General features: G+C 47.8%; 25 protein-coding genes and 2 CRISPR repeat arrays. Of the genes, 7 read left to right on the top strand and 18 right to left on the bottom strand.

Annotation, left to right across the window (positions count from 1 at the left end; genetic code table 11):
- Positions 1 to 358: 358 nt before the first annotated feature.
- Entirely contained in the window at positions 359 to 562 is a 204-nt protein-coding gene (locus RIC07_RS37140; RefSeq protein ID WP_446398892.1) for a hypothetical protein, read from the top strand.
- A gap of 42 nt (positions 563 to 604) precedes the next feature.
- On the opposite strand, the gene RIC07_RS37135 is transcribed toward RIC07_RS37140, so the two are convergent.
- On the bottom strand, positions 605 to 751 hold the full coding sequence (locus tag RIC07_RS37135) for a hypothetical protein (protein WP_446398891.1): 147 nt from the start codon (positions 749 to 751) through the stop codon (positions 605 to 607).
- A 194-nt stretch (positions 752 to 945) separates the two neighbouring features.
- A CRISPR array of direct repeats spans positions 946 to 1,640; the repeat unit is 36 nt; unit sequence GTTACACTTACCTCTTCCCCGTCAGGGGATGGAAAC.
- 153 nt (positions 1,641 to 1,793) lie between these two features.
- On the opposite strand from RIC07_RS37135, the gene RIC07_RS37130 reads away from it, so the two are divergent.
- Complete coding sequence (locus tag RIC07_RS37130) at positions 1,794 to 2,624, top strand: CRISPR-associated protein (protein ID WP_446398890.1); 831 nt, start codon at positions 1,794 to 1,796, stop codon at positions 2,622 to 2,624.
- A gap of 131 nt (positions 2,625 to 2,755) precedes the next feature.
- Here the strand turns inward: RIC07_RS37130 and RIC07_RS37125 are convergent, their stop codons facing one another.
- On the bottom strand, positions 2,756 to 3,031 hold the full coding sequence (locus RIC07_RS37125) for a hypothetical protein (protein WP_446398889.1): 276 nt from the start codon (positions 3,029 to 3,031) through the stop codon (positions 2,756 to 2,758).
- Complete coding sequence (locus RIC07_RS37120) at positions 3,021 to 4,349, bottom strand: TIGR03985 family CRISPR-associated protein (RefSeq protein ID WP_446398888.1); 1,329 nt, start codon at positions 4,347 to 4,349, stop codon at positions 3,021 to 3,023. Before RIC07_RS37120 ends, RIC07_RS37125 begins: the two co-directional genes overlap by 11 nt.
- 88 nt (positions 4,350 to 4,437) lie before the next feature.
- Between RIC07_RS37120 and crn3 (RIC07_RS37115) the strand changes: the two genes are divergently transcribed.
- The 5 genes from crn3 (RIC07_RS37115) to cas6 all read left to right on the top strand — a co-directional run bounded on the left by crn3 (RIC07_RS37115) (position 4,438) and on the right by cas6 (position 8,133).
- Positions 4,438 to 4,764, top strand: coding sequence for a CRISPR-associated ring nuclease Crn3/Csx3 (gene crn3 / locus RIC07_RS37115; RefSeq protein WP_446398887.1), 327 nt, complete (start codon positions 4,438 to 4,440; stop codon positions 4,762 to 4,764).
- 121 nt (positions 4,765 to 4,885) lie between these two features.
- Positions 4,886 to 5,785, top strand: coding sequence for a CRISPR-associated ring nuclease Crn3/Csx3 (gene crn3, locus RIC07_RS37110; RefSeq protein ID WP_446398886.1), 900 nt, complete (start codon positions 4,886 to 4,888; stop codon positions 5,783 to 5,785).
- Between the two features lie 124 nt (positions 5,786 to 5,909).
- Positions 5,910 to 6,116 (top strand): hypothetical protein, encoded by a 207-nt coding sequence (locus RIC07_RS37105; RefSeq protein WP_446398885.1) that lies wholly within the window; start codon positions 5,910 to 5,912, stop codon positions 6,114 to 6,116.
- Positions 6,117 to 6,270: 154 nt separating this feature from the next.
- On the top strand, positions 6,271 to 6,846 hold the full coding sequence (locus RIC07_RS37100; RefSeq protein WP_446398884.1) for an HD domain-containing protein: 576 nt from the start codon (positions 6,271 to 6,273) through the stop codon (positions 6,844 to 6,846).
- A 129-nt stretch (positions 6,847 to 6,975) separates the two neighbouring features.
- Positions 6,976 to 8,133 (top strand): CRISPR-associated endoribonuclease Cas6, encoded by a 1,158-nt coding sequence (gene cas6, locus RIC07_RS37095; RefSeq protein ID WP_446398883.1) that lies wholly within the window; start codon positions 6,976 to 6,978, stop codon positions 8,131 to 8,133.
- 264 nt (positions 8,134 to 8,397) lie between these two features.
- Here the strand turns inward: cas6 and RIC07_RS37090 are convergent, their stop codons facing one another.
- From RIC07_RS37090 to RIC07_RS37020, 15 genes are all read right to left on the bottom strand, one after another.
- Positions 8,398 to 8,553, bottom strand: coding sequence for a hypothetical protein (locus tag RIC07_RS37090; protein WP_446398882.1), 156 nt, complete (start codon positions 8,551 to 8,553; stop codon positions 8,398 to 8,400).
- Between the two features lie 120 nt (positions 8,554 to 8,673).
- Positions 8,674 to 8,850, bottom strand: a complete 177-nt coding sequence (locus tag RIC07_RS37085) for a hypothetical protein (protein WP_446398881.1) — start codon at positions 8,848 to 8,850, stop codon at positions 8,674 to 8,676.
- Between the two features lie 550 nt (positions 8,851 to 9,400).
- A CRISPR array of direct repeats spans positions 9,401 to 9,950; the repeat unit is 36 nt; unit sequence GTTTCCATCCCCTCTCGGGGAAGTGTGTTTGGAAAG.
- Between the two features lie 339 nt (positions 9,951 to 10,289).
- Positions 10,290 to 10,505 (bottom strand): hypothetical protein, encoded by a 216-nt coding sequence (locus tag RIC07_RS37080; RefSeq protein ID WP_446398880.1) that lies wholly within the window; start codon positions 10,503 to 10,505, stop codon positions 10,290 to 10,292.
- A gap of 228 nt (positions 10,506 to 10,733) precedes the next feature.
- On the bottom strand, positions 10,734 to 11,687 hold the full coding sequence (locus RIC07_RS37075) for a tyrosine-type recombinase/integrase (protein WP_446398879.1): 954 nt from the start codon (positions 11,685 to 11,687) through the stop codon (positions 10,734 to 10,736).
- 125 nt (positions 11,688 to 11,812) lie between these two features.
- On the bottom strand, positions 11,813 to 13,372 hold the full coding sequence (locus RIC07_RS37070) for an ATP-binding protein (RefSeq protein WP_446398878.1): 1,560 nt from the start codon (positions 13,370 to 13,372) through the stop codon (positions 11,813 to 11,815).
- 172 nt (positions 13,373 to 13,544) lie between these two features.
- Positions 13,545 to 14,405: a hypothetical protein gene (locus tag RIC07_RS37065; RefSeq protein WP_446398877.1), complete on the bottom strand. Its 861-nt coding sequence runs from the start codon at positions 14,403 to 14,405 to the stop codon at positions 13,545 to 13,547.
- A gap of 18 nt (positions 14,406 to 14,423) precedes the next feature.
- Positions 14,424 to 16,232 carry a type IV secretory system conjugative DNA transfer family protein gene (locus RIC07_RS37060; protein WP_446398876.1) on the bottom strand — a complete coding sequence of 603 codons (1,809 nt, stop codon included), beginning with the start codon at positions 16,230 to 16,232 and terminating at the stop codon, positions 14,424 to 14,426.
- Positions 16,186 to 16,677, bottom strand: coding sequence for a hypothetical protein (locus RIC07_RS37055; protein ID WP_446398875.1), 492 nt, complete (start codon positions 16,675 to 16,677; stop codon positions 16,186 to 16,188). Before RIC07_RS37055 ends, RIC07_RS37060 begins: the two co-directional genes overlap by 47 nt.
- A gap of 67 nt (positions 16,678 to 16,744) precedes the next feature.
- On the bottom strand, positions 16,745 to 18,505 hold the full coding sequence (locus RIC07_RS37050; RefSeq protein ID WP_446398874.1) for a hypothetical protein: 1,761 nt from the start codon (positions 18,503 to 18,505) through the stop codon (positions 16,745 to 16,747).
- A gap of 2 nt (positions 18,506 to 18,507) precedes the next feature.
- Complete coding sequence (locus RIC07_RS37045) at positions 18,508 to 18,975, bottom strand: hypothetical protein (protein WP_446398873.1); 468 nt, start codon at positions 18,973 to 18,975, stop codon at positions 18,508 to 18,510.
- Positions 18,972 to 20,438 (bottom strand): TrbI/VirB10 family protein, encoded by a 1,467-nt coding sequence (locus tag RIC07_RS37040; RefSeq protein WP_446398872.1) that lies wholly within the window; start codon positions 20,436 to 20,438, stop codon positions 18,972 to 18,974. Before RIC07_RS37040 ends, RIC07_RS37045 begins: the two co-directional genes overlap by 4 nt.
- Before the next feature lie 26 nt (positions 20,439 to 20,464).
- Positions 20,465 to 21,184 (bottom strand): hypothetical protein, encoded by a 720-nt coding sequence (locus RIC07_RS37035; protein ID WP_446398871.1) that lies wholly within the window; start codon positions 21,182 to 21,184, stop codon positions 20,465 to 20,467.
- Positions 21,185 to 21,186: 2 nt separating this feature from the next.
- Positions 21,187 to 22,218 (bottom strand): hypothetical protein, encoded by a 1,032-nt coding sequence (locus RIC07_RS37030; protein ID WP_446398870.1) that lies wholly within the window; start codon positions 22,216 to 22,218, stop codon positions 21,187 to 21,189.
- Positions 22,219 to 22,224: 6 nt separating this feature from the next.
- On the bottom strand, positions 22,225 to 22,923 hold the full coding sequence (locus RIC07_RS37025; RefSeq protein ID WP_446398869.1) for a hypothetical protein: 699 nt from the start codon (positions 22,921 to 22,923) through the stop codon (positions 22,225 to 22,227).
- Between the two features lie 2 nt (positions 22,924 to 22,925).
- Entirely contained in the window at positions 22,926 to 25,646 is a 2,721-nt protein-coding gene (locus RIC07_RS37020) for a hypothetical protein (protein WP_446398868.1), read from the bottom strand.
- Between the last annotated feature and the right edge of the window lies 1 nt (position 25,647).

The following is a 25,647-nucleotide window of genomic DNA, read 5'->3' as shown; positions in this document are numbered from 1 at the left end:
TGTGCAGACGATCTACCGGGGATTGGTGAAAGCCAATCTAGGCAAGTGTTGAAATCCCGTAAGGGAGTAACCAGGAAATCCTCAAAGTGATTTGGGGAAGCCTGCACCATAATCTTTGATTTGGTGCGGGAGGATGTCACTGAAAATAAGTGTCAAGTATTCGGGGTAATTTTAGACCCCCCCAGATTTGCCTATCTCTAAGCCTTGCCTAGTAAGGGTTTCAAATCGATAGGGTTTCATACAACTTCCCCTTCACGGGGACGGAAACCTTTCCGCCTCTTCTGATGGCAGGTTCATGTACTCTGCTTGGTATTTCATACAACTTCCCCTTCACGGGGACGGAAACTCAGAAAAATAAGTGAACCCTTCAGAGGAATCAGTGGTTCGGGCTTACTTTCGAGTTAGAGAATTGTACCGTTACATCGCCAAAAACATCCCCCACTGCGATCGCGATCCGGTAACTCTTGACCCCAAACAGAATCAGCGATTAACTCACCCCTCCCCCATCAACCGAGGCAAAATAAATCCAGGGTTTTCGCGATCGCACGATTCCTGGCGATGACTCCAATCAACGATAGGAGAAGGAGTTGACGTTCCTGTTGTATTAGGTTAGATTACCTGTAGTCACCAATTGGGCAGAAATGTTCTGGCGATCGCACAGAGATTGAATCAGGATATGGGATTGGCTTGTATTGGTAGGAAACAGTACCTTGAAAACTTCATAAAATGAGTAGAGATAGCTAATGTCCAACAATCAGGGCAAAAAAGCGACGCTCAAGCAAAATGGCTGAAACCCTGATTCTTTCGTGGTGAGCTTCGCCGCCTTATCTGGTAAAGCTTTCAGCCGTTTTTTCGGGAAATCTTACCCCGTTGAATGGGTCAAAATTGGTGAGCTTCGGTAATGGCTTGTAGAACCCATACAGGGTAAGGGTTTCAAATTGAGGGGTTACACTTACCTCTTCCCCGTCAGGGGATGGAAACATATCAAACTTGATTGGGTTGTTGATCAGCTTTGCTCTGTTACACTTACCTCTTCCCCGTCAGGGGATGGAAACTGCGTGGTCTTGATTGACGTATATAGTTAAAAATGAACGGGTTACACTTACCTCTTCCCCGTCAGGGGATGGAAACCTAAGATGATATTTTCATCACGGGTAAGCTTTGCCTGGTTACACTTACCTCTTCCCCGTCAGGGGATGGAAACCTCAAATCAGCTCCCGCCAGAAAAGGACGCATAAACCAAGTTACACTTACCTCTTCCCCGTCAGGGGATGGAAACTTGTACACCAACCCCAAGCGGTATGGGTTGCCATTGCGGTTACACTTACCTCTTCCCCGTCAGGGGATGGAAACAAGGCATCTCCTACATCCCCCTAGCTTGCTCCATAGTTACACTTACCTCTTCCCCGTCAGGGGATGGAAACGCTCAAGCTTGCGCTGTTGCTTGTATTCATTCCAGTTACACTTACCTCTTCCCCGTCAGGGGATGGAAACACCTTTTCAGCTTCGGTTGATGCGGTGTAGCCTAGGTTACACTTACCTCTTCCCCGTCAGGGGATGGAAACTTTGCGTTTGCCTCGTTTGTCTCCTTCAATGTGTTTAAAGTTACACTTACCTCTTCCCCGTCAGGGGACGGAAACTCTGAAAAATCAGAGAACCCTTCAGAGAAATCAGTATTTTTGCCATCTACCTAAAAAAACCCTTTCCCTTCAAAAACCGCCGCCGACTTGGAAATCCCCTCTTCCACACCCAACTAAAATCGAAGGCATCAACCATCACTCATCAAACCACCCATGAAACGCCCTTCGATAGTCCAACTCATCACCGACCCCACCAAAAACTTTCTCACCTTTTTCCTCATCGGCAACCTATTATTTACCGTAATATCCGATGGCATATCCGCCCTATTCTGGGAAGTCTTCGGCTTATGGTTACACACCCAACTCGGACTCAACCTTGCCTTACTCAAAGCCTCAATCGTCGCCAGCCTCACCCTCTTACTTCTGTTAGTCATATACGTCACCAAATTCCCCCGCTGGCTAAAACAAAAACTGGTCAAAATTCCCCTCCTAGGGATAAAAGTCCCCGACCAAACCAACGTTATCCCCCTAACCACCACCCGACCCGGACTCATCGCCGCCATGAGTCCCAAAGCCAATTCCCCCGCAGAAGTCGCCATCTTCCATCACTGGAATAACGGTCAAACTCCCCACCTAAAACACTGCTGGTTAATTTGCACCCACAAATCCTTACCCTACGCCCAAGACATGATTAAAAAACTCACCGACAAAGGCATCACCCAAACCGTTGAATTTCACTACGGAAACTATCAACTCGAAGACCCCGACAATCCCGGACAATACCTCAACTTACTCGTCGAAGACGACATTGTTGACGACCCCAACTACATCCGCCGCCTCGTCAACGGCATCTACGCCGACGCCCAAAACCAAGGCATAGAAGAATCCGAACTCATCGCCGACTACACCGGAGCAACCAAAGGAATGACAGCCGGAATCATTCTCGCCTGTGCCACAGCGTCCAGGCAATTGCAATACATCAGCCAGATTTATAATTCTCAACTAATGGAAGTCAACGTCTCCTACAAAATCAAAGAAGCATGAATTATGGGGGTGTGGGGTGTCGGGTATGGGGAAAGAGAAAGAGGTTAACTCTTCAAGCCACCTGTAGGGGCACGATATTATCGTGCCCTTACCATAAATGGCGTGTGTTTTTATAGCAGTCGCCAAGGCGATTAGGACACAGCAAAATGCGCCAAACCTTGACCCGTCAATCTCTGCCCTTCTGCCTTCTGCCCTCTGCCTTCTGCCTTAAAAAAGCCTTCTGCCCTCTGCCCTCTGCCTTCTGCCTTAAAAAAGCCTTCTGCCCTCTGCCCTCTGCCTTCTGCCTTAAAAAAGCCTTCTGCCCTCTGCCCTCTGCCTTCTGCCTTAAAAAAGCCTTCTGCCCTCTGCCTTCTGCCTTCTGCCTTAAAAAAGCCTTCTGCCTTCTGCCTTCTGCCTTCAATCCTCATACAACTTTGCCTCTTTCCGCACATCCTCCGCCACCCGAACCCGCAACTCCCAAGGCAAAAGCACCTCAACAAACGGACGCCAAGCCTGAAGCCGCATCAACACATTCGGATCACCCTGCCGATAAATCGCCCGATAATAAGCATCCTCACCAGGACGAGACTGAATCACCTGTAACAACCGCTGCCGATGCATCACTGGCGCTTCCCGCTTCACCAACCTCATCGCCTCCTCATAACTCACCGGCTTAAACGTCTCATGGCGTACCGTTCCCTGGATATAGCGCCGATTATGCAACCCATCAAACCGCAACAACAATAACAACGGCTGTTGATAATAATCAAACCCCCACGCCTTCTCCATTTCCGCCTGAATGAAATCCGGAGTCGGTAAATCCTGCTGCTGATACCGTTGTCCTAACGACTCCGGAACCCGTCCATCCTGCCACTCCAACGGCACAATCACCTCAATTCGGTCTAAGCGATAATTACACCAATTCATCGCCCCATAAGGATCACGCCCCCAAGCGCACAAATAAATTGCCCGTTGCACATAATAGATACAAACCGGATAAACCACACAATCCACCTCCCCATCCAACTTGGCACTTCTATACCGTAAAAGCACAGGCGGTATCGGCGTTTTCGCCCACAACTGCTTCAATTGATCCTGCAAATCCTCCACCTTATCCAACAACCGCCGAGGCACCACATAATCCACATGGAGAAAAAACCGCTGCACCCCATTCACCTGTTGGCGGTGATTCCAAGCCATTAACCCTAAATCCGGAGGCAAAAAACTATAATCCTCCGCCGAACCCTGATTCGATGTCACCATCGAGAAACTAGGAAACCGCTGCACCCGCCAATATCGTCGCCCTCGATACCTCAACCATCCCAACTGCGTCAACGCTTGTAAATCCCCCGCCAACATACGCCGAGTCAGAGAAAACAACGGTTGATTCAGCCAATCCTCAACCGCATCCCGACGCCAATCCGTATGGCGCACAATCATCCGTATCCACGTTGGCTTCTCCACCCCCGTCCCCTCCGCAAATAGCCAACTTGCTGCCGTTTTCCGACAGGGACATCGGGAATCCGCATGATAGAGAACCTTTTCCCCTTTCGGATGACTCTCCGTAAAAAACACATCCCGCCACTTAGCATAAGTAAACGGTTCTGGCAACTCCAACCGTTCCCCCTCCTGACCATAAAGCAAACGCAGCCACACCCACAGGCGCACCGCCCTGGCTAAATTTTGCTTCAGGGAACCCCGCGTTAACCATTGCAGCAGTTCTAGAGTGGGTGGATGGTTAAACATAAGTTGGAAATAACCTCTTCCATAAGGGTGTTAAAGTAGCAGCACAACCTCAAACAACGGTTGAATCTACAGTTTTGAACGAACACCAATGTCACCAATTCAATTAGACCTCTATTCCCATCAAACCGAGAACGGACTCGCCTACCAACACCTGCGAATTCGCCTCACCAGTCCTGATGGTATCATCGAGCCACAGGACTTAAAAGGATTAGAACTCCCCGCCAATATCCAGTCCAGTCAAGGCGTCGTCATCGAAGGCAAAGGACCCATCTGGCTATACAGCTACCTCGTCCACGAATGTCATGCTACCGCCTGGGTAGGCTGTTTCGACCCCCGTTTAGAAGGCGCTGTCGTTGTCGAAAGTCATCACAAAGGAGTGGCAGTCGGTCAAGTCCTCAAACTAACTCTGCCATAAAACATCAATCAAGTAAAAAGCATTCCCTCGAACGCCGTGAAGGGAATGAGATAAATGCATAAAAAGTCAATTATTTTGCTAACTGACTGTTGCCTTTTGCCTTTTGATATTTGACTTTACCATGATTACTTCCATTCGCCATCAACTCCAACTCTTCGTCACCCAAATCCACTCCCCCCAAGGTCAATCCTATCAATGTTTAGAAATCGATATTTGTGGTGAACTCCAGCCATCTGCCTTGAGCCATCTCGAACTGCCCAAAAACTTAGACTTCAATCAAGGAATAGTCCTCTGGGGTTCAGCACCAACTTGGCTTTATAGTCACCTAATTAAACGTTGTCAATCCGCCCCTTGGTTAGGTTGCTACGACATTACTTTCGGTGGATTCGTCGTCGTAGCTAGTCGCAATTCTGCCAGGGTTCCAGGAGCTTTTTACAAACGTATGAATCACGACCAATGTGCAGCCATTTTAATTGGCGGTTCCCCCAATAGCGGCAAAAGCGTCCTCTGTCATGCCCTAGACTATACCCTCAACCACAGCGTACCCGACAAACAAATTCACCTACATCGAGCGCAGTGGGATGGCGAAGGAAACTGGTATGCTCAGATGAGAAACCGACCCTTAGCCGACGAATTAAATCGGCGTTATCGGGCAGAAAAAAGCGACCGTTTTTTCCTTTTTCATGGCGACGCCGTGAGCAATATTCGCCAAGACATGGAATTAGTTTTAGTGGATTTTGGAGGAATGCCAAAACCCGAAGACATCATCCTGTTGCACCGTTGCACTCATTACATTATTATCAGTTCTCAGCCCGACGATATTCCCCACTGGCACAATTTTTGTAGAAAACGAGGCGGACTCAAACCCTTAGCCGTCATTCACAGTGTTTTAGATGAGCGGTTAGACGTGTTGCAGGAAAAGCCCTATTTAGAAATCATTGCCGGACCTTGGGAACGGGGAAAAACCTTTACTGTCCCCGATATTTTACTGGAGAAAGTCTTAGCATTAAGTAAAACATAAAACGGCAAAAGATAAAACTTCTGCCTCCTGCCTTCCTAACAGGACTTACGCAAACACACCGGATGGGGGTGGTGCGTTACGCTACGCTAACACACCCTACAATTAGAACTGCTGAATACGTTTTGTGGTGGGGGAAGCAGGGGAAGCAGGGGAAGCAGGGGAAGCAAGGGAAGCAGGGGAAGCAGGGGAAGCAGGGGAAGCAGGGGAAGCAGGGGAAGCAGGGGAAGCAGGGGAAGCAGGGGAAGCAAGGGAAGCAGGGGAAGCAAGGGAAGCAGGGGAAGCAAGGGAAGCAGGGGAAGCAAGGGAAGCAGGGGAAGCAAGTATGACGTAGTTTGCTTCTCGCGAAGCGAGTATGACGAATGACGAATGACAAATGACAAATGACGAATGACAAATGACAAATGACAAATGACGAATGACAAATGACAAATGACAAATGACGAATGACAAATGACGAATGACAAATGACAAATGACAAATGACAAATGACAAATGACGATATGAACACCCAACTAACCGAGAAATTTGAGCAAGCACTAATTTACGCCACTCGCCTCCACGCCAAACAACGGCGCAAAACTAACGGTATTCCTTATATTTCTCACTTACTGAGTGTGGCGGCTTTAGTGCTAGAGGATGGCGGTTCCGAAGCAGAAGCCATTGCCGCCTTATTACATGATGCCGTAGAAGACCAAGGGGGTGCAGCAACCCGCCAGGACATCTTGCATCGGTTTGGTGAACAAGTCGTGGCAATTGTTGATGGTTGTACCGAATCCGACACAGACATCAAACCCCCGTGGCGAGAACGGAAACAGCGGTATTTAGACCAATTGCGCCAAGGGTCAGATGCCGTGCGGCGAGTGGCTTTAGCCGACAAATTGCACAACGCGCGATCGCTCGTTATGGAAACCCGGTGTCAGGGCGAAGAAATTTGGTCAGTCTTTAGTGCAGGGAAGCAGGGGACATTATGGTTTTACCATGCATTCTTAGACTTGTATCGCACCCCTAATCCTAGTCCAATGGTCGCAGAATTAGCACAAGTTGTCAGCACTTTGGAGTGATTAACGCTCTATTGTTACTCTGGGAAAGGAACTATAACAGCTTATCTGTTCTCCACTCAATTGGTTACTGTTTCTGAAAGAAAATAAGACTTTACCATAGTATCAGCAAAATACTCTAGTTCCATCTCAATGTCAATCAATGAACTTTACCCCCATTTATCAGGAGGACGGAGAACGGAAAAAGGACATTCTCACCCTTCATCCCTCATCTCTCATCCCTCATCCTTCAATTCATCCTCTGAACTGGTTGGCTTAGTCTTTGAACTCATCCCTAAAAAAAGTGCTATTCTGTTCCCGCACTATACAAAAACCCTCCACGCCTGGTTTCTCGACCAAGTGCGTACCCTTGACCCAGCCTTATCAGCCTCCCTTCACGATGACCAATCGAAAAAGCCATTCACCCTTTCTGGATTAGAGGGGAAAATGGATACTCAGGGTCAGAAACTCCAGCTTCTTTGTGACCAAACCTATCGCTGGTATCTGACTGCTTTTTCTCCCACTCTTGTCGGGTGGTTGGCAGACTGGCTGCAAACGTTACCCCCCATGATTAAACTGCGCTATGCACCCTTGCAGATTCAGTCGGTTTCCTTTGCGCTGCCGCCAACGACTTACCGTAAACTGTACCAAACTCCACTTGCCAAAACCCTCTCCCTTAGCTTTGTCACCCCAACGAGTTTTCGCCGCAAGGGTCATCATCTCCCTTTACCATTACCCTTTAATGTATTTCAGAGTTACCTGCGCCGCTGGAATGAGTTTTCTGGGATACCCGTTGACGATGAAGCGTTTCTGGAATGGGTGAATGAGTCGGTACTGATTAACCGCCATCAATTAGAGTCTGTGAAAGTGGCGGCGGGGAAGCAGGGAAAGGTGACGGGGTTTTTGGGGTCTATTGAGTATGGCTTACCCACGGAAGCGACCAAAAATCGGCAGTTTCACAGACTTTTTACGGCACTGGGTCAACTTGCGCCGTACTGCGGGACGGGTCATAAAACGACGTTTGGTCTCGGACAAACCCGCTTGGGGTGGTTATCACAGCCGAATTCGATTGAAACGTTGCTGGTACAAACCCTACTGGCAAAGCGTATTGACCAGTTAATGGAACGCTTGATGCAGTGTCAAAAGCGAACTGGGGGGGAACGGGCGGCTAAGGTTTGCCTGACTCAAGCCACTATTTTAGCAAGGCAGGAGACAGGAGAGTCTTTGGTTGCAATAGCTGATGAGTTGCAAATGCCTTATGAAACGGTGAAAACTTATGCTAAACGGGCAAGGCTGAAAGTTAAGGATTAGGACTCAGCAGGTGTCAAGTCTGATTGTTGCTTTCTCTCCTACGAAGGAATGAGGGTTACAGCTAAAGAAAACGGACAACTTATGCTTCCAGTTTGGACACCTTATGGTTCAAGTGACAGGAGTTGATTGTCTTGTATCGTTTCCGTCCCCTTTCGGGGAAGTGTGTTTGGAAAGGACTTTCACAGTATTAGTCAAAAATGGTGTTATTTTGGTTTCCATCCCCTCGCGGGGAAGTGTGTTTGGAAAGAGTTCGCTCAGGAAGCCTTACGGAGACTGGGTTTCAGCCGTCGAATCGACACACCTTTTTCGATTCTCAATTAATTGACGCTTATTGACAAAAATCTCAGGATTCCATCGCTCAAAACCCTTACCCAGAGGGCTATCGACACACCTCAACGGAAAAATAGGGGTTTCAGCCATTGGGCGAGGTGTGTAGATACGCTGAATTAACGTACTCTACTATGCAGTTTTCTAGGTTCTGCCGTTAATCGCCTCATTATACTGCTTGTTCTTTGTGGTGTCGAGGGTATCGTTTCCAACTCATCCGATTTGAGGTTTAATCGCCGTCAACCTCCCTAAAACCATCGCGCACTCCTTCCCGCAACCCGTAAAAACCCCAACCCGACAGCGTTTCAGGTTTCGGGTAAAGTAGCGATCGCGTTCCCCCTGTTCAATTCTTTCCTCTCGCGGCTGATAACTTGCAGGTGATAGCTTCAAGCCCTGGCGCTACCGTAACCCTTACCAGTTAGTAGTTTTACTTAGGGACGATTCAATGATAGACTGCGATCGCCCTCGGATTTTTCACGGGTTATCACTTTTGAGTAATCTTTTCCCGGTGACGGCTACTTTTAACCACGAAACAACGGTTTAACAACACTTTCCGCCTTTTCAGTCCAGCGTCATACCAGGGCACCGCGTAGCCTGGTTTATCGCTTTGGGATTATTGAGATTTATAAGTTTTGCTTGGGTAGATTTCCCGCGATCGCCGAATTTCTCGATAATCTGTTCTTATGTCACTGTGACAACAATTTGATATTGGGTCTGCTTACTGCTTGTTAGTTTTTTGACACTGGTTTTTAAAGGGCGATCGGCAGTTGGTCATTAGTTGAACTGTAAGACTTTGGCTCGGTGTAGAGTTTCCGTCCCCTTTCGGGGAAGTTTTTGGAAAGTTAGTGAAAGACTTCCTCCGAATAGATCACGAAAAAAGTTTCCGTCCCCTTTTATGGATCACGAAAAAGTTCTCGTCCCCTTTTGGGGAAGTGTATGGGTTTCCATCCCCTCTCGGGGAAGTGTGTTTGGAAAGAAGCTTCCGTTTGTTCTTTGCTGGGGCTTATCGCAGCGTTTCCATCCCCTCTCGGGGAAGTGTGTTTGGAAGGAGCATTATCAGCTTCAAGGAACCTCTGATGTCCTGGTCAACGTTTCCATCCCCTCTCGGGGAAGTGTGTTTGGAAAGCGTCATTTTGGCTACAGAAATACTTTCTCGATGCGAGGTTTCCATCCCCTCTCGGGGAAGTGTGTTTGGAAAGTCAGATCGAATCTGCAGAATCTGCAGGTTGGAGTTGCGGTTTCCATCCCCTCTCGGGGAAGTGTGTTTGGAAAGGACGGACAGTTTTGGCTTGAAGTACCTCAAGGTTGGTTTCCATCCCCTCTCGGGGAAGTGTGTTTGGAAAGAAAAATGCAAGAAGGGGCTATAGCCCGTCATCTTAAAGTTTCCATCCCCTCTCGGGGAAGTGTGTTTGGAAAGGAAAAATTGCAAAAACTTTCGAAAGGGAAAATAGAGTGTTTCCATCCCCTCTCGGGGAAGTGTGTTTGGAAAGAGTTCGCTCAGGAGACCTTACGGGGACTGGGTTTCAGCCGCCAAATTGACACCACCGATAAAACTCGGCTATATCTTACCCAAAGTCCTTTGAGATACATCGCTCAAACTCCCTCCCTGTAAGGCATCGACACCACCTAACGGAAATTATAGGGTTTCAGCGATTTGCCGACTGGTGTCGATAACGTGGATTACAGTATTTTACTATGCAGTTTTCTAGGTTCTGCTGTTAATCGCCTCATTTTACTGCTATGGACGTAGTTTTTCAAGCACTTGGGGGAGTGCCTCATATTGCTGGATTAGAACTTCGCACCAGTTTCAATCCCCTTGCGGGGAGTCATTAGTAGGAAACCCTGTCCTCTGAAACCCTTTCTAGCCGGGACTCCCACAGCCAATTTTGACGGCTGACGAAATCCAAGCGCTGGAATGGACTTTTTGCTTTTTTTGCCCTTTCCAAAAAACGGCTGAAATCTTTAATTTTCAAGGTTCCTAGCGTTTTGACGGCAAACCGGGTTTTTCGCCCCCGCTTCGTCCCGTCAAAAATCAGCTTATCCACATCATAGAACGAGTATCTTGGCTTGTCGAGGTTTTTCCGATTCGCAGGTAAATGGTCGTTTGAGCAACTTCTCCCATATCCTCAGAACTTTCATCTGACTCGGATTCTGAATGTGCCAATTCTTCCCCGCTGGTGAATCTGTCGCCTTTACCCCCGACAGCGTTTCAGGTTTTGAGTAAAATCGCGATCGCAGCTACAGCATTAATCTAATAAGGATTTAATAATATATCAAAACTCCAAACGTTGCACCGCCCGTCGCTTCACATCCTCCCCGCGTCGGTCATACTTCGCCGTCGTCACCGGGGACGCATGACCCGCCAACTTCTGCACCGTAACAATATCCACCCCAGCATCCAACAAATCCGAGCAAAACGTGCGCCTAAAATCATGAGGACTAAAGGATTTCACCCCCGCCTCCGTTGCTCGTTTCTGCACAATCAACAACACCGCCTGGGGAGTCATCCGCCGCAGCTGCACCATTCCCCCCTTACGAATCGGACACAGCAGCGCTCCCGGTTTCCGTCCCCTAATTGTCAGCCAACGCTCCACAAACCCAATCGCCCCTTCCGGCAAATACACCAACCGATCCTTCTCCCCCTTCCCCCTCCTCACCTCCAGACGCCCCGTCTCCCGACTAAAATCCCTCAAATCCAGATTCACCGCCTCAGCCCGACGCAATCCAGCCCCGCGCAAAATCGCAATCAGCGCCGCATCCCTCACCCCTTGAGCCGTCCCATCCCTCTCACAAACACCCATCAGCGCCGCAATCTCATCACCCGTCAAAGCGCGACCCCGAAGATTCTTACTCGATTTTATCGACGGCAATTCCACCGCCTGTGCATAACCTTCAGCATCCATAAGTCCCAACTTCCGCGCCTCCCTCAACACCCGTCTTAACGCACACATCATCTTTTGAGCCGTCGCCGGAGAATACCGCTCCAAAAGCGCCGCCCTCACCGCCGCTGTGTGCTGATATCTCAACCCTGCCCAATTTAGAGTATAAGCATCACCCGAACCATTAGTTAACAAAGAAGCGATCGCATCCAGAGACTGCTTCATCGTCGCCCTTGACCCCTCAGACAGACTCGACAGATACACCGCCGCCGGGTGAATCGTCAGGGGCAGCGGTTGGTCAAGGATCAGGTTGTCAGTCGCAATCGTCCTCTGGCTCTCATGGCTCATTTACTTATCCAAAGGGAGGTTCTAGAAACTAATTATCGCCCACAAAGGTCGGATTTTAGTTCTAGGGGATTTTCTACTTTCCCCTAGAACTGAGTGAGTGGGGTTCTGGTTCTAGGGGATTTCCCTTAATCCCCCCAATAGGATGTCAGGGGTGGCGCAAAACTAGAAGTATCCGGTGAACTGGCTTCAACGGCTACATATTTTGCCCGATTCTCCATCGCCAACACCCGCTCAGGGTCACGGCTAAATAATGAGGTGATTTCAGAGCGAGAATGCAACAACTGCTCAAGACTTAATTCAATCGGGGGTAGTGAGTCGTGGTACTCTAAATCCGAGCCAATGTCTTGGTAAAGGCGGTGAAAGACTTCTCTGGCGGCGCCTTCGACGATGGCGCGGATTTCTGCCCCGGTGCAGTTTTGAGTTTTCCCCAATAGTATCATCCAGTCGGAGTGGGTCAAAGGACAAGTCTCATCGGATTGGAAGCGGGGGTCAAATCGGGAGGCGTGAAGCTGAAAGATTTCTTTGCGTTCGTTGGACTGAGGGAATCCCACATAGTAGATTTTATCAAAACGTCCGGCACGGGTTAACTCCGGTGGCAGTGCGTCTAGGCGGTTAAGGGTGGCAATCACGAACGTGGGTGTCCGTTTTTCCTGGAGCCAGGTTAGTAAAATACCCAATATCTGCTTGGACTGTTTATCTTCCCCACTCTTTGAATCGGCGGCAAAAAACTTATCGAACTCATCAAAAAAACACACCGCTGGTGAGCAGGCTTCAATCCGGGTCAGTAACCGTTTGAGAAATGCAGCGCCGCCGCCCTTGACTACGTCTGCCCCAACACTGATAAGGGGGAATCCCAGCTCCCTCGCACATATCTGGGAGCAGAAGGTTTTACCCGTCCCCGGTACACCCGCTAGCAACCAGCCTTTAGGATAGGGGATGTTGTAGTTTCGGGCTACTTCCAGAAATTCTACCCGTACTTGTTCAATCCCGGTTTTGATTCTATCGAGTCCCCCAAATTCACCAATGGTGGGTTTGGGGATAAAATCAAGTCCTAATGCTTTGAGGCGTTCTATCTTGTAATCGAGCAGAACGGTAGCTGGGTCGTCGTCCTGGCTTCGACGCCGCTCAGCCACCTGGGTAATGCGTCGTAGCCCGGTTTTAATTTCTTCTACAGTTAAACCAGCACAGATAAGTTGTAATTCGGGTGTGTTTTGGGGTAAAATTTCGCCAATCTCTTTGGCGTCAGGTAAGGGATAAGTGAAGGAAGGAATAAGCGATCGCAAGGTCTCAGGCAATCCGATTTCATGGATGTCCAGAATGACCATAAACTTGTCGTCTTGGTTGAGAAGGCTACAAGCTGTGTTGATTAAATGGGCGATGAGTTCCTCTTGTTCAGGAGCATTGGCTTGGGAGGCTATGAGTTCCGGAATATTTTCTAGAATGAATAAGCCTGGATTGGGACAATCACAAATAAATGCGATCGCATTCTTAGCTCTTTGCAGGGGTGTCCCGGCGAGATCCTGAATTGTTTTCCCTGATTCTAACTGGATAATGCCAGGAGTGGTCAAATTCCAAAAGTATTGTGCATCAATAGCTTTGATTACGTTGGCTCTTTCAATGACAGGCAAGGAGACGGCAAGAGATTTATGGATTTTGAGTTGTGAATGAATGGTTAACTTAAACATGAGCCAAATGAAAATGAAGGAATTTTGCGATTTCCCGGCTTTTGCGGACTGCCAGACGCGCCTGGGTTAACCTACTATCGCAACCGTTTACTTTGTGGCGCGTTCTGGTAGCGGGAAATCGAGCGAAGCGGTCAAAATTCCAGGGGTTAAATTGCGCTTAAAACTGACCCAATTAGCGTCCCGACTGCCTCTCTCTTTTAACTACTCTCTTCATGGCTTTTTCAAAGTGGTCAAGGTCGCTCTTAGATAGTTTGTGTGTGGTCTTGCCGTCGGTACGCTCTAAAACTGTTTCGCCATTTTTCTCAATCTTGATTTTGCCGTCTGGAGTTGCTGACCAGTTGTAGACTTTGCCTTTAACCCCAACATCTTTGCCTGCTCTGTGGGCATATTCTTGAATGCTTTTCGTTAACTTCTCAACGCGCTCATCTACGGTTTTTTCCTTTTTATTACCAACACCAGCACTGGCAGTATTTTCTTTAGTTGATTGGGTACTGCGAGGGCTAGATCGTGAGGAAGGTTTTGTAGGCGTAGAGGCTTCCTTTGAGCTTAATTTTGGGGCGTTGGTTTGTTCAGGCTTAGGTGTGCGATTAGAGGTGTGCTTGGATTGTTCGGTTGTACGATTAGGAATGTGTTTAGATTGTTCAGGTGTGTGACTGGGGGTATGTTCAGCTCGTTCAGGTGTGCCAACGGTTGCCGTAACATCAAGTTGAATTTTAACCTCTTGGTTGGTGGTAACTTGACCATCTTTGCACTCTAATTTTACTTGGGCATTGACGGAAACCTTGATATTGCTGACACCTTCAACTTGTGACCCTTGGGGTGCGCGTCTAACCTTAGCCAAGTCTTTGAAGGTCTGATCATCAATGGTTTGCTTATCTGGGTCTTGGGAATCATAGGTTATCCCCTTATCCCGCTCGATCACTATACGTGGTAGTTTGATTTGTTCAATTGAATTGATAAAGTCTAGAGTTTGATCAATCATTTGACCAACGGCTCTTTTTTGTTCAGGGCTTTCATGTAATGGAATTGCCATTTTAATTCATTCTCTATGTTAAAACATTTCGCTATCTGAACCTTCTGGCAGAGGAAATAATTCCTCTGCTAAATTACGCCGCTCTTCTAGCTGGCGCGAGCGCTCCTCATCAGAAATTAAATTGTTATTGGCTTGGATAAACCGTTCTCTGATTCTGTCCCATTGTCCCTCTGCCCATTTCTGCTCGGTGATGTCAGCCTTGGGGACTTTGACTTGTTGTAGTAAAGGGATGTAACTTTCGTCAGAGCGCTTATGGGCTGGGTTAAGAATGACCGCCCGTCCCGTTCCCAGCTTGCCAAATGCAGCGGCTTCCATTAATTCTTTCTTCTGTTTTTGGTCTGATATCGATTTAGTTGTGCTACCTTTGCTGGTGGATTTCGATTTTGACTTATACTCAACTTCAACTTCTCCTAACAGGTCAGAAAATATTTTAGCTGACTCCGGATCTTGTGGGTTAAAAATAAATTTAGTGGCACAGCCACCAAAGACGGCACGGGCGATTTCTTTGCCGTATTTATGCTCAAGTTGGCTGATATTTTGAAAGCCCAAAATACCACAAAACCCGTCCTCTCTATTCTCATTTAACCAGTTAACTAACTGGGGTAAATACATTGTAGGAAGCTCATCTAATATTGTTACTAATGGGTCGTGGCGAGGGGTAGTCCGGGAGACGTTACGGGTAACCACCATGTGTAATATTGCCGCCAGTAATGGACTAACAATATCTCGATTATTTCGGTCTAATCCGAATATAATTAACTGTTTGCCGTCAAGGTCTAACGGTAGAGATGTTTGACCGCAAAATGCACCAACAAAGTCTTTTTTAAGGAACCGTCCAAAGGTTTTCTGGGCTGTGCCAATAATACTGGCGGCGGTTTTCTCAGAGTCCTTAACGCTGATAAGCTGGGTGAGGGGTCGAGTTGTCCAAACGTTAAGCCTTGGGAGGGCGGCTTCTAACCGGGCGGGTAAACCGGGCAGAGAAAGGATTGCCTGTGCCATCATTAAGTCACAATATTCCCGACTTCCAGTTAATGTCTCTACTGCCTTAGTTAGCAGGAATATGCCCTCGGTGAGTGCGTCCCCGGCATCTTCAAAGAATCCCCCGTCCCTGGCTCCACCGATGTTACGGTTGATCACCTGTGCCAGTTGTCCGGCGGCGATGGCATCTTCCTCATTGCGAATCAGATCCAATGGGTTACAGGTGTCGGACTCCGGGAATCCAGGGGCAAAAATCCTGACTGTGTAGCCGCGTTTGAGGGCATAAGGGACGGCACGTTTGGCTTGGGCGGGATACTTAAAATCATAGATGCACGCGGGGAAACCTTGGTCTAGCGCTGACCGAATCATCGGGTCAATTACCGAAAAGGTTTTGCCCGAACCCGCCGCCCCAATCACCGCTGTCCCCCGCTGCACATCAGGGAGGTAAAGTGTGGGCGTTTTGGGTGGTTTCTTCTTGGCTTCTTTGGCGCTGATTAGTCCCTGGGTAAGCCATTGGGTATTAAGCTTTTTACGGATATCAGGGGGCATCCCGATGTAAAGCGCTGCGTCATTGCGCTGGGGTGATTTAATCTGCTTAAGGGCTTTCTTTTTAGCGGTGGTTTTTTCTTTGGCTCCACCCCAGAACGAGGTAGCAATTTTACCTTTTTTGCTGTCATTGCCTGACATAATCTGCATTATGCCGAATCCAATGGCTGCGATAATCAGCAGGGTTCCGTTAGGGCTTCTGGCAAATTCAATAATCTGCTTGGTGTCAATTTGAGGGATAGGGGCTTGGGCGATTTCAGTTCGTAGCTGAAGTGATGGTTTTGATGAATTTGTCACCTTCATGGCAATAGGTATGAATTAGGGTTTGGTTTCCTTTGGGTTGCCGGATGTTTAGGCAGGTGCGGGTTGGATCAGATGAGTTGAGTCTGAATAAATCGGACTGGGGTTGAAGAATGAGGTTGAAGATGCGATCGCCCTGTTTTGTGTACGCCACGTACAAACACCCAGCCCGTCCACACAATTGGGGAGTATTAAAGTCAATTAGATAAATGCCATCACCCAAACTCATTGCCTTGATGGTTTCTGGGTTTATGTTATCCGTCGTGTTATCTTGGGCGATCTTCGTTAATAGTCCAGAATCAATGATTTTGGAAGCGTTTTTCCATTGCTGTGGCTGTGGGTGGCGTAAAAGTCTTTCGGCTAATCCTATTCCAGTAAGGAGGAAAATGCCTATAGTAACTTGAATGTAGATGGGAATTTTATTATAAAGGGCGAGTTTACTTTTCATTTCGACTAGATATGTTTGTCAACTACTCAGGCTTACTTAGTAGAAGCCTGAGCTTTTGAACTTCGGCTTAATCTTCGTAGGTGCGGTAAACTTGACGAACTTGTTCCCCGTAAGTCTTAACGGTGTAAGTTCCATTGATATCGCTAGCGTTGGAGTCGATGGGAATGTTGATTCCGCCAAAATGCATCTGGGCGATACGCTCCACTAACCTGTCTCCCTCAAACGGTAAACCCGTAATCGGATCTATCTGCTGGGATGCAATATTGGCTAGATTGTTGATATCATTCTCAAACAAGGTGTGTTGGTCTTCTGGAGAGAAATATAGTAGAAGCTCGTCTCCTGTTACTGCTTTTTGGCTGTCAATTTTAGTGAGGAATTCTGCTCCACCCGGTTTTCCACTGATAAGCGATTGCACGTCAGGGCGATAACTCATGTACTGGAAAGCTCCCAATCCCCGTCCGCAGTTTCCTTTGCTGTCACACGTCCATTTTCCAACGGAATTGTACTTTCCCTCGATGCTTTCTAAAGCGGCAAACATGGCATCTGTGTTTATAGGAGCTGCATAATCTCCTGTGGGCTGAATGAATGTGCTTGTAGGAGTTTGTAGGGGATTGTTGGTTGATGTTAGGTTTGTAGGAGTTTGTAGGGGATTGTTGGTTGATGTTAGGTTTGTAGGAGTTTGTAGGGGATTGTTGGGTAGTTCCTCAACTTTTCCCAAGAACATGGGCATGGTTTCATCAAAGGTCATGAAGGGAACCCCACCGATAAAGTAGGGGGTACAACCCAGATCAGGTGTCCCTCGTTTGCATACTCGAAAGAACAGCATGGTGCTGACCGAGTTTTCAGTATCGTTCACCTCCCACAACACGACCTTGAAACCCTCACCAAAGGGGTGAATTCCTGTCGGTTCTTTTCCTCCGTTGGTTTGACCTAAAATGCCAAATCCGCCCCGGACTTCTTGAAATTGACCGGATATCCATTGCCGCCCCGCCAGCTTCTGACTCCCATTGAGTTCAACATGAGCGCAATTTTCCTTACAAGGAACGGTGAACCCTTCTTTGTCACTGCCAGAGATAGTGCGGGTGCGATTACCCTCAACGTTTTTGAGGATTAAATCAGCCGTACCAACATCGGTTCCCGTACCTGCTATACCTCCGGGAAATTCGGAGAAGGGAACCTCACTCAAGCCAGGAATTTCCTCTATAAATGAGTTTTCCCAGTTCTCAAAATTACCGATGGGGGTTTCGGTGATGCCGGGAATGCTTTCCAGGTCATAAGCGGATAAGTCAATTTCTCCCAGTTTAAGTTCACCCGCCATTGGTGATTTGGTTAGCAGTTCCCCGATAGTTTGGTTAGGGTCAAAGGTTGCCCCAAGTGTGGCGGTTAAAAGGTCGTTAATCGGTAGGATTGAACCGATGGTCATGTTCTTTAGTTCGGGGATGGCACTTGCTAACGCTTCAATGGACTGGTCAGCGATTGTGCCGAACTCCTCTAAGACTATGGATTTTAGGTCAATTCCGGTAAGAGAGGCGATCTCGTCAATAGAAAAGTTTTGTAGTTTGAATGATGTACTAAAATCCCCTAGCTTCAGAAATTCATCGGGGGTATTTCCTTGGCTCCAGGTTCGCCCCATTTCATATCCTGCCATGTTGTCAATTTCGGCTGTGGATTGAAAGGCTCCATCTTTATGAATGGGTGGTAATTCAGAGAATGATACTTGAGTCCAGTCGGGGATTTTTGCTCCTCCCCATTCGGTTGTGGGAATAGCAAAGGCTGTTGAACTGGTTGCAACGATGGAGATAATAGCGAGTACGATTGGATTTTTCATGGTTATTCTACAATGTCGATGATTAGGTTTACTGTTGAAACTCGGTCAGCTTTGGTGATATTGAATAGATAAACCCTGACGCCTTCTGTTGATGTGGTGACAACGGTCATTAACGTTCCTTGAGTTTTGGGTAGTTGAGGTAGATCAAGGTCTTGAATGCGCCGTAAATGCAGTAGGCTTGCTCCTTCGTTTTCACCACATTCATCTACAGATAGTCCCGTTAAACACCCATCTACGGTGACTGTGACAAATGAGGGATTGTCAATCCAGATATTGGTAATCGTTTCACCGACTGGCGTGAAATTAATGGTGACACCATAGCCATAAGCTAATTCAATATCAGTGATTGGAGTGTTTGTGTTGTTTTCGGTAATTTTGGGCAACTCTTCGGCAATAGCGTTCGGTTGAGACAGTCCAGCCAGAATAAGAATAGCTGCTACTATTGCGTTGATTTTGGGATTTGTGATCATAAACTAAAGGATTGGTTGATAAATATCTGGAGTTGGGTTTTGGCGGAAAGATACCAGATGGTTTCTTGAGAGAGTAACGCCTCTAGCCGTTGTTCATTCCTGGCGGCAATTTGCTCAGTTAACGGTTCAAATCCGCCCTCTAAAATTGCACCTAAAATATCAGGATCAGAGGAGGTTACCGTGCTACTGGTTTGAGAAGTTCCACCGTTTGTAACTACGGATGACGAGGATTCGGGTTCGTTCAAAACTTCACCAACTCTAGACAATGCACCAGTGATGAAAAGAGTGCGATCTCGCTTAGCTATTTCACCCCTGTGGTTGTTGTAGCTTTCGGCAATAAGCGGTTGTCCATCCTCACCTCGGATACTGACAGCTCCTTCTGGAATAGGATATTCAGCTTCGTTGTTGGAAATCGCGATCGCGTTTAACGTCACCATGCCGTTTTCCTCTACCGATTCACAGGTCATGGTTATTTGGGTTCCCGCTGGTAAGAGTTCCCAACCGTTGCGGTTGGTCATCGGTTCGGTTAGTTCAGCGATAAATCGTTGGTTAGAAATGCAGATTATTGGTGTGACAGTTTCGGCTGACGCCATTTGACCTGTTTGGAATGTAATGCTTGACTTTGTACTTACATCGGCTTGAGCTATTAGGGTTGAGGGTGTGGTGGAGATAGTTAAACCGCTTCCGTAACTACCAACCATCGCTAGAGTCTGCCAATCGGTCTCTGAATCGGTCTCTGGCTCCGGCTTGGTTTCCGGGTCGGGTTCTGGCGGGCTTGGAGGTGGGCTTGGAGGAACTACCCTTATGGGGGGTGGTTCGGGCAACGGTTTGGGTAACGGTTTAACCGTTGGTGGCGGCGGTGGTGTAACCTGTCTTGGTGGTGGAACATAAACGGTTTTTCTAGGTGGTGATGGCGGCGGTGGCGGTGGTGGTGATGGTGTGGACTTGGGGGTAGGTCTGGGTGGTTCGGGTTCAGGTTTTGGTGTCGGCTTAGTGGCACTAACCCTCGGTTTTTTGGACTCTTCTACTGCCTTTAGCTGGCGTTCTTGGGACGCGATCGCTAGTTGTGTCTTGAGTTCACCAACCTCTGTAGCTTCCGCTTTTTTGACTAATTGGGTTGTTTCGGGAGCTTTCTCCTGTACCAGTGATGGAGCTTTTTTGATGTCTACCCCGGCTAATTGAGCCGCAAAGAATCCGCCAATACCAAATACCACCATTAAGGCTGCTCCCACTAACCCGGCTTTGGCGTAAGGGTTGCCAGCTAGGGTGGGTTTGGTTTTAACCTCGTGAGGGTCGGGGATTGGGTCAAATAACTCGGCTTGGTCAATAGGATTATCAGTGGGGGTAGGTTCCGGTTCAAATCCGGCAAGAAAAGCAAGTTCAGATTGATCAGTAGGGTTATCGGTGGGTTCTGACTCAAGTTCTCTCAACTCTGTGAATTGGTTTTCATCGCTGGTGTTCATAGTTCGACTTCGCTCACTATTTGTGGTTACTCCGTTAAATCGCGAATTGTGTAAATTTCTAAGCCGCTTGCCCTGGCTTGGGCGATGCGAGTGGCGGTACGATCCGAACTGTGAAAGTCTTTGTAACTAGGGGCTTCTACCGCTTGTAAATAAACCTCTTTATTGAAGGGGATAACGTCGCCTAGGCTGTTTTGGGAAAACACCGCTAAGTTTGCGACAATAACGACCTTCCACTTGCCCTCATCAATTTTGGTGGGGGATTGTATCTCTAATGGGACTAATACGACTTTGGTTGTGCCGCCAAAAACACTTTGAGGTGTTAGTTCGGCAAGTTTTATGAGGAATTCTTTGCGGAAGTCTTCAGATAGGGCAAAGCTGGTATTGTATGCAGGAGTGGTAATTTTTCCCCTTGCTGTTTTTAGTTGTATTCCTTCATCGGGTATGGTTTTAGCTGTGCCATCAGGTGACGGTAGCTCCCCAGACCAACTCATCAATGAAGTTAGGGTATCCTTGGTAAAGCGTTTGATTACTTCAGGCGATCGCTCTTTATTTGCCAATGGTGCAGCCGCAACGGTTTGCCCATCGGCTAACTGCACTAAGGAAGGTGGGGGTTTATTCGCGAGTCGATTATAGTTGCCGTAAAGCAGGATGGCGACGAGCAAAACTAACCCTTGCAACCCAATGGAAATGATGACGAAAATTCCAAGAGTATCTCTTTGTGTATGCTTAAGTTTGAGGATTTGCATGGCTATATCTTGATTTTGATTTCGTCAGGCATGAAGTTTGCGTCTGGTATTCGATTGGCAATAGTTTGAGTAATTTTGGGGATGGAGTTGAACACCGCCATACCCCCACCAGCCGCTAAAATCATTGCCAGGATGGGTGAGAGTAGTCCGGTGGCAAAGGCGAAAATCATCGGGTCATTTTCCCCAGCGTTAACCACCATCGTTGCCACCAAACCGACGATGACGTTAAAGTAAATCTTGACCATGCCCACACTGAAAAACCCAATTAGCCAGCTATAAATGGCTTTGGCTTGTACGGGGAGAAGGGAAAGACCTACCGCAACCGGACCGATTAAGCCAGTTAGTAAAAGACTGATTTCTACTGTCCACTGGAAGGCGATACCAAAGGCGATGATCCAGCCTCTTATGGCTAATTGAATGGTGGAGGCGATCGCACTTACTCCAGCACCAACTGGATCTTTAACCCCGTCCATAAATCGACTAAACCAATTCGATGGGGGAGCTTGCATCTGATCGGCTAAACTTTGCGCCTGGGCTGCGGCGTCTGTTAAGCAGTTCTGTTGGGCGGTGGGTTCGGCAATTGTTTGGCAGTTACTCGCTAATGACTCAATAGCGGATTGCGCTCCTATCTCTCCGACTACTGATTGATAAGCTTCTTGCAAGGATACTGATGCCGACACACTTGATAGTAGGGTTTCGTTGGTTTGGTTAATGATGCCCCGAAACGCTTTTGTAGTATCTGCCAGTACCGCCCCATTGTTTGCCAGTAAGACGACTACAATGACCGGAAAGATTAAATCAGTCATGGGTTTGCGCTCGTCATCATTAAGAACGGCTTGGCTCCATTGCACCATGAACAGAACCAAGGTTCCGACTGCAAACAATAGACTAAGTTGAACCAATGCCAGATAAAGTCCGCCGCCTAAAACCTCATCCCACAGCCCGTCCATCGCGGCGGCGATTGCAGATTGAGCATTCTGTCCTTCCTGTAAGATTTGGGATGCAGCTTGGGATGTGTCGGCAAGAATTAACATGATGAGTTAAAACAACCCTGCAAGTGATGTGGTTCTCAAAGTTGATAATCCGGCTCCAGAGCGTTCCTTTTGCTGTGCCGCTTTTTGCTCATCCACCGAACTGGAGATGTTCGCCAAGTTGGTGTTAGCAATGTCGGCTCTCATCGCGTTCTGAGTGGTTTCAGCTTGCAGCGTTCCCAGAATGGCGGCATTTTGAGCATTTTGGGCAGCGATTTGCTTTAATACATCTTGGGACGCGACGGCGGTTTGGGCGGTTTGGTTAGCTTGCTCAACCTGCTGGACAGAGGCTTGAGTCTGTTGTAGTTTTCGTAAAGTCTGGTCTTGTCCTTCACTGCTGAGTGTGCCAGATGCGATCGCACGGGTGACTTGGCGATCTATCTCATTGCCAATGTCAGAGGCGTTAAGTTCAGCACCAACCGATCCCTCTATTTCGGTGCGGACTTCCTCAAGATCCGGGATACCCATCTGTCCAATGGCTCCGTCAATGGCGGCTTGTAAGTCAGTCCCGGCGTTTTCCAGGAGTTCTGAGAACCCGTCACTAACGGCTGAAACCTGTTCCTCTATAAATGAGGTGACGTTTTCGATTTGTTGATTGAGCTGTAAGAGTAAGTTACTGAGTGGGTTGGAATCGGATGTAGCTAAAGCGGGAGAGCCAGAAAATGTAAGTGATAATGCGATTGCAATGACTGATAGTTTCTTTTTCATGACTAGGATGCCTTAATAGATTGAACGAGTTGCCTGGAAAACTCTGCCATTCCCCTAAGTTGGTTGTCTGGGTATTTGGCTAGAGCTTCAGAACGTTGCTGTGATTCGTCTGGATTGTTAGCCACCGCCGCCAGTAGGGGATAGCCGGGATAGAAGCGACAGTAGGTGTAAGTCCCGCCGTCGTCTAGTAACCATTGGCTGTAGATTCCTTCTTTCTTGGGAAAAAAGGCTTCGGTGGCATTATGGGATATCACCTCCCTGGGGTATTTCAAGATATTGACAAAGCTGTCGATGGCAGTGGGTTGGATGCGTCCCACTAACCGCGTGGACATATTTTGGAAAATTTTGGCGGCGCTGGGGGATTTGGAAATGGTGTCCGGATCTTGAGCTGAAAGGATTACCCGGATGCCCGATTTAGCACCGTTGGCGCAGAGTCTGCCTACCAGTGCAGCGATGGTTTCATATTCAAATAAGATGGGGCTTTCATCAATGAAAAAGATGGACGAGGGTGCGGCTAAGGAACGCCGTAATGCCGCTGAGTAAACGGCTAGTGATAGAATGGCGGCATCTTCATCATTGGATAGGTTCCGTAGGGCAAACACTAATAACTGAGCATCGGCACGGAATGTGGATGGCTGGGATATGGCTTTCCCAACCCTGGAATTAAGCCAAAATCGTAGGCGTAATTTGACCTGTTCTAACGCTTTGAGAATGTCAGGAGAGGCTGATGCTATTCGCAACCGTTCAATTGAGCAGTAGTCTACGAAATCGGCTAGAATGGGCATTAATGCCCATTCCGGGGTGTTGATTCCAGCGACATTAGCTTTGGCATAGCGATCGCGAATCTGTACATCACTAAAGAATGCTTCCATTGCCAAAGTAAGGATAGACCTTACGGTATCGGCATAAGTGCGCTCAACCCCAGACTGTTTGGCTCCTAGCACCATGGTCATGAGTGCCTCTAGCAGGAAATCTTTATAGTCATCGAAGCGCTCAGATTGGAGTTTCGGGTCTAATCCTTTGAGGTTGGGTAACTCAAACAGGTTGGATGATTCTTTCCCGATGTCAAAATATGCCCCGTCCATAAATCGGGTATAATCGCTGAACGTTGATGAGCCGTCGGCTTTGGGATAGTCCATGGATGAGATGGGCATTCCGTGGGCAAGGGCTTGAGTGAGAATGCCAGCGGCGATCACTGATTTTCCTGACCGGGTTGTGCCGAATAGGGCTAAGTTCTTATGTCGGGTGAACAAGTCTAGGAAAATGGGGGTTCCACCCTCGGCGGCGATTAGCTCGAATCCCGTCTTATCGCAAGGTCGGGGAATAACCAACGGCATAAATCCTGGAGCTTCCCCAGATAGGTAAATCTTCCTTCTTTCATAGGGTTTCGCTAGTAGTTTTTCCCATCGCAGTGGGAAGGTTTGTAACCATATCCGCCACGGGTATTCAATTTCTCTATCAACCCACGCGGGACGCATGAATAAAGAGGACAGGTAACGGCAGGCATCGTCTAACTCCTCTACCGTGTCGCGGTAGATAAGAAAGGTTAGTCCTAGGTGCAGGGGAACTGCGCCCTCATACAGTTCTGCTTGTGCTTCGACAGTCTTTTTGATGTTGAGCTGGGATTTGACATCGATAGAATTGTTCTGTCCCGCTAACCGTGCCGCCACATTTGCTTGCTTGGTCAGTGACTGCATTTTGTCTTTGATCAGTGTGGGATTGGCTTTGCTGAGTTGGCAGTAAATCTCAGTGTCGAAGATGCGATCGCGGGCGACAATTTCCCATAGATACCGCATCTGAGCGTTTTTAGAAGCCCAACCACCGGGCTTGTCGATGAAGGTCAGAATACCAATGTATTTGCCATTAACGTGAATCCAGCGCCTATCTGCAACAGGGATGGAGGATTCGGATTCCATTAATAAGGACAGTGGGTGAATGTCAGAGTTGATTTGTTCGCTAAGTCCGTTTTCATCTAGGATGGCGTAGGACGGTAAGTCGCGGGGCTGGGTGTAATTGAATCTCTGCCACAAAACCTGCCAGATTTCCTCGACTTTGAGAGGGCGAATGTCCAATCCCATCTTGTTTGAGATTAACTGTTCCCAGTTTTGATATCCATCGGTAAATGCAGAATTTAACAGTTGCTCTATCTGCATAAACTGGACTTGCTCTATCTCCCCGGTGAAGGTTTTCCAGTACCGTTCTAATTTGGCGATCGCCTTCTCAATAATGTCTTTGGTTCCCTCCCCTCCTTGCTCAATGGTATAAGTGCAAAATAGCAGTAATCGTTTGGGTTTACGGATTCCAGTGCGGGTAAGTTCCTGAATTCGGGCTTTTTCCCCCATTAGGAGAAACTTTAATTCGGATGAGTTAACTTTACTGATGAGCTGGTCTAAGTCGCGCTGTCGGGAACTATCATCCGTGAAGGAACCAAGTTGAATGGTTAGAGATTCACCATCAGGTAGGTCTTTCAATCCAGCTTCAATAGCATCAAATATGGGGTCAATTGCCTCTTGCCTTAGGGTTGTGTGAATTCCCTTTGTTGTAAAGGCAAACTGGATTGTATAATTGGCTTCTCCTTTTTTCAGAATGCAAGCTCCTACTTCTTTGCCCTGTAAGTTTATTTTTAATAGGGAAAGTAACTGAAATTCCCCTTCAACAGGGGTTAGTTTCTGTTTCTTGACACCGTTGTTAACGGTTTTTCGTTTTGTGTTGGCGTTTGACATT

The organism is Coleofasciculus sp. E1-EBD-02, from assembly GCF_040218245.1.
Taxonomy (GTDB): Bacteria; Cyanobacteriota; Cyanobacteriia; order Cyanobacteriales; family Coleofasciculaceae; genus Coleofasciculus.
Note: the sequence above shows the minus strand (reverse complement) of the source record. Positions and strands in the feature narration are given on the sequence as shown.

Excerpts from the sequence above, each read along its gene's own strand:
- RIC07_RS37050 (WP_446398874.1), bottom strand. The coding sequence starts at position 18,505 with ATGAAAAATCCAATCGTACTCGCTATTATCTCCATCGTTGCAACCAGT.
- RIC07_RS37090 (WP_446398882.1), bottom strand. The coding sequence starts at position 8,553 with ATGGCTGAAACCCCTATTTTTCCGTTGAGGTGTGTCGATAGCCCTCTG.
- crn3 (WP_446398886.1), top strand. The coding sequence starts at position 4,886 with ATGATTACTTCCATTCGCCATCAACTCCAACTCTTCGTCACCCAAATC.
- RIC07_RS37120 (WP_446398888.1), bottom strand. The coding sequence starts at position 4,349 with ATGTTTAACCATCCACCCACTCTAGAACTGCTGCAATGGTTAACGCGG.
- RIC07_RS37060 (WP_446398876.1), bottom strand. The coding sequence starts at position 16,232 with ATGAAGGTGACAAATTCATCAAAACCATCACTTCAGCTACGAACTGAA.
- cas6 (WP_446398883.1), top strand. The coding sequence starts at position 6,976 with ATGTCAATCAATGAACTTTACCCCCATTTATCAGGAGGACGGAGAACG.
- crn3 (WP_446398887.1), top strand. The coding sequence starts at position 4,438 with ATGTCACCAATTCAATTAGACCTCTATTCCCATCAAACCGAGAACGGA.
- RIC07_RS37035 (WP_446398871.1), bottom strand. The coding sequence starts at position 21,184 with ATGCAAATCCTCAAACTTAAGCATACACAAAGAGATACTCTTGGAATT.
- RIC07_RS37040 (WP_446398872.1), bottom strand. The coding sequence starts at position 20,438 with ATGAACACCAGCGATGAAAACCAATTCACAGAGTTGAGAGAACTTGAG.
- RIC07_RS37030 (WP_446398870.1), bottom strand. The coding sequence starts at position 22,218 with ATGTTAATTCTTGCCGACACATCCCAAGCTGCATCCCAAATCTTACAG.
- RIC07_RS37100 (WP_446398884.1), top strand. The coding sequence starts at position 6,271 with ATGACAAATGACGATATGAACACCCAACTAACCGAGAAATTTGAGCAA.
- RIC07_RS37075 (WP_446398879.1), bottom strand. The coding sequence starts at position 11,687 with ATGAGCCATGAGAGCCAGAGGACGATTGCGACTGACAACCTGATCCTT.
- RIC07_RS37025 (WP_446398869.1), bottom strand. The coding sequence starts at position 22,923 with ATGAAAAAGAAACTATCAGTCATTGCAATCGCATTATCACTTACATTT.
- RIC07_RS37125 (WP_446398889.1), bottom strand. The coding sequence starts at position 3,031 with ATGAGGATTGAAGGCAGAAGGCAGAAGGCAGAAGGCTTTTTTAAGGCA.
- RIC07_RS37045 (WP_446398873.1), bottom strand. The coding sequence starts at position 18,975 with ATGATCACAAATCCCAAAATCAACGCAATAGTAGCAGCTATTCTTATT.
- RIC07_RS37020 (WP_446398868.1), bottom strand. The coding sequence starts at position 25,646 with ATGTCAAACGCCAACACAAAACGAAAAACCGTTAACAACGGTGTCAAG.
- RIC07_RS37055 (WP_446398875.1), bottom strand. The coding sequence starts at position 16,677 with ATGAAAAGTAAACTCGCCCTTTATAATAAAATTCCCATCTACATTCAA.
- RIC07_RS37065 (WP_446398877.1), bottom strand. The coding sequence starts at position 14,405 with ATGGCAATTCCATTACATGAAAGCCCTGAACAAAAAAGAGCCGTTGGT.
- RIC07_RS37070 (WP_446398878.1), bottom strand. The coding sequence starts at position 13,372 with ATGTTTAAGTTAACCATTCATTCACAACTCAAAATCCATAAATCTCTT.
- RIC07_RS37130 (WP_446398890.1), top strand. The coding sequence starts at position 1,794 with ATGAAACGCCCTTCGATAGTCCAACTCATCACCGACCCCACCAAAAAC.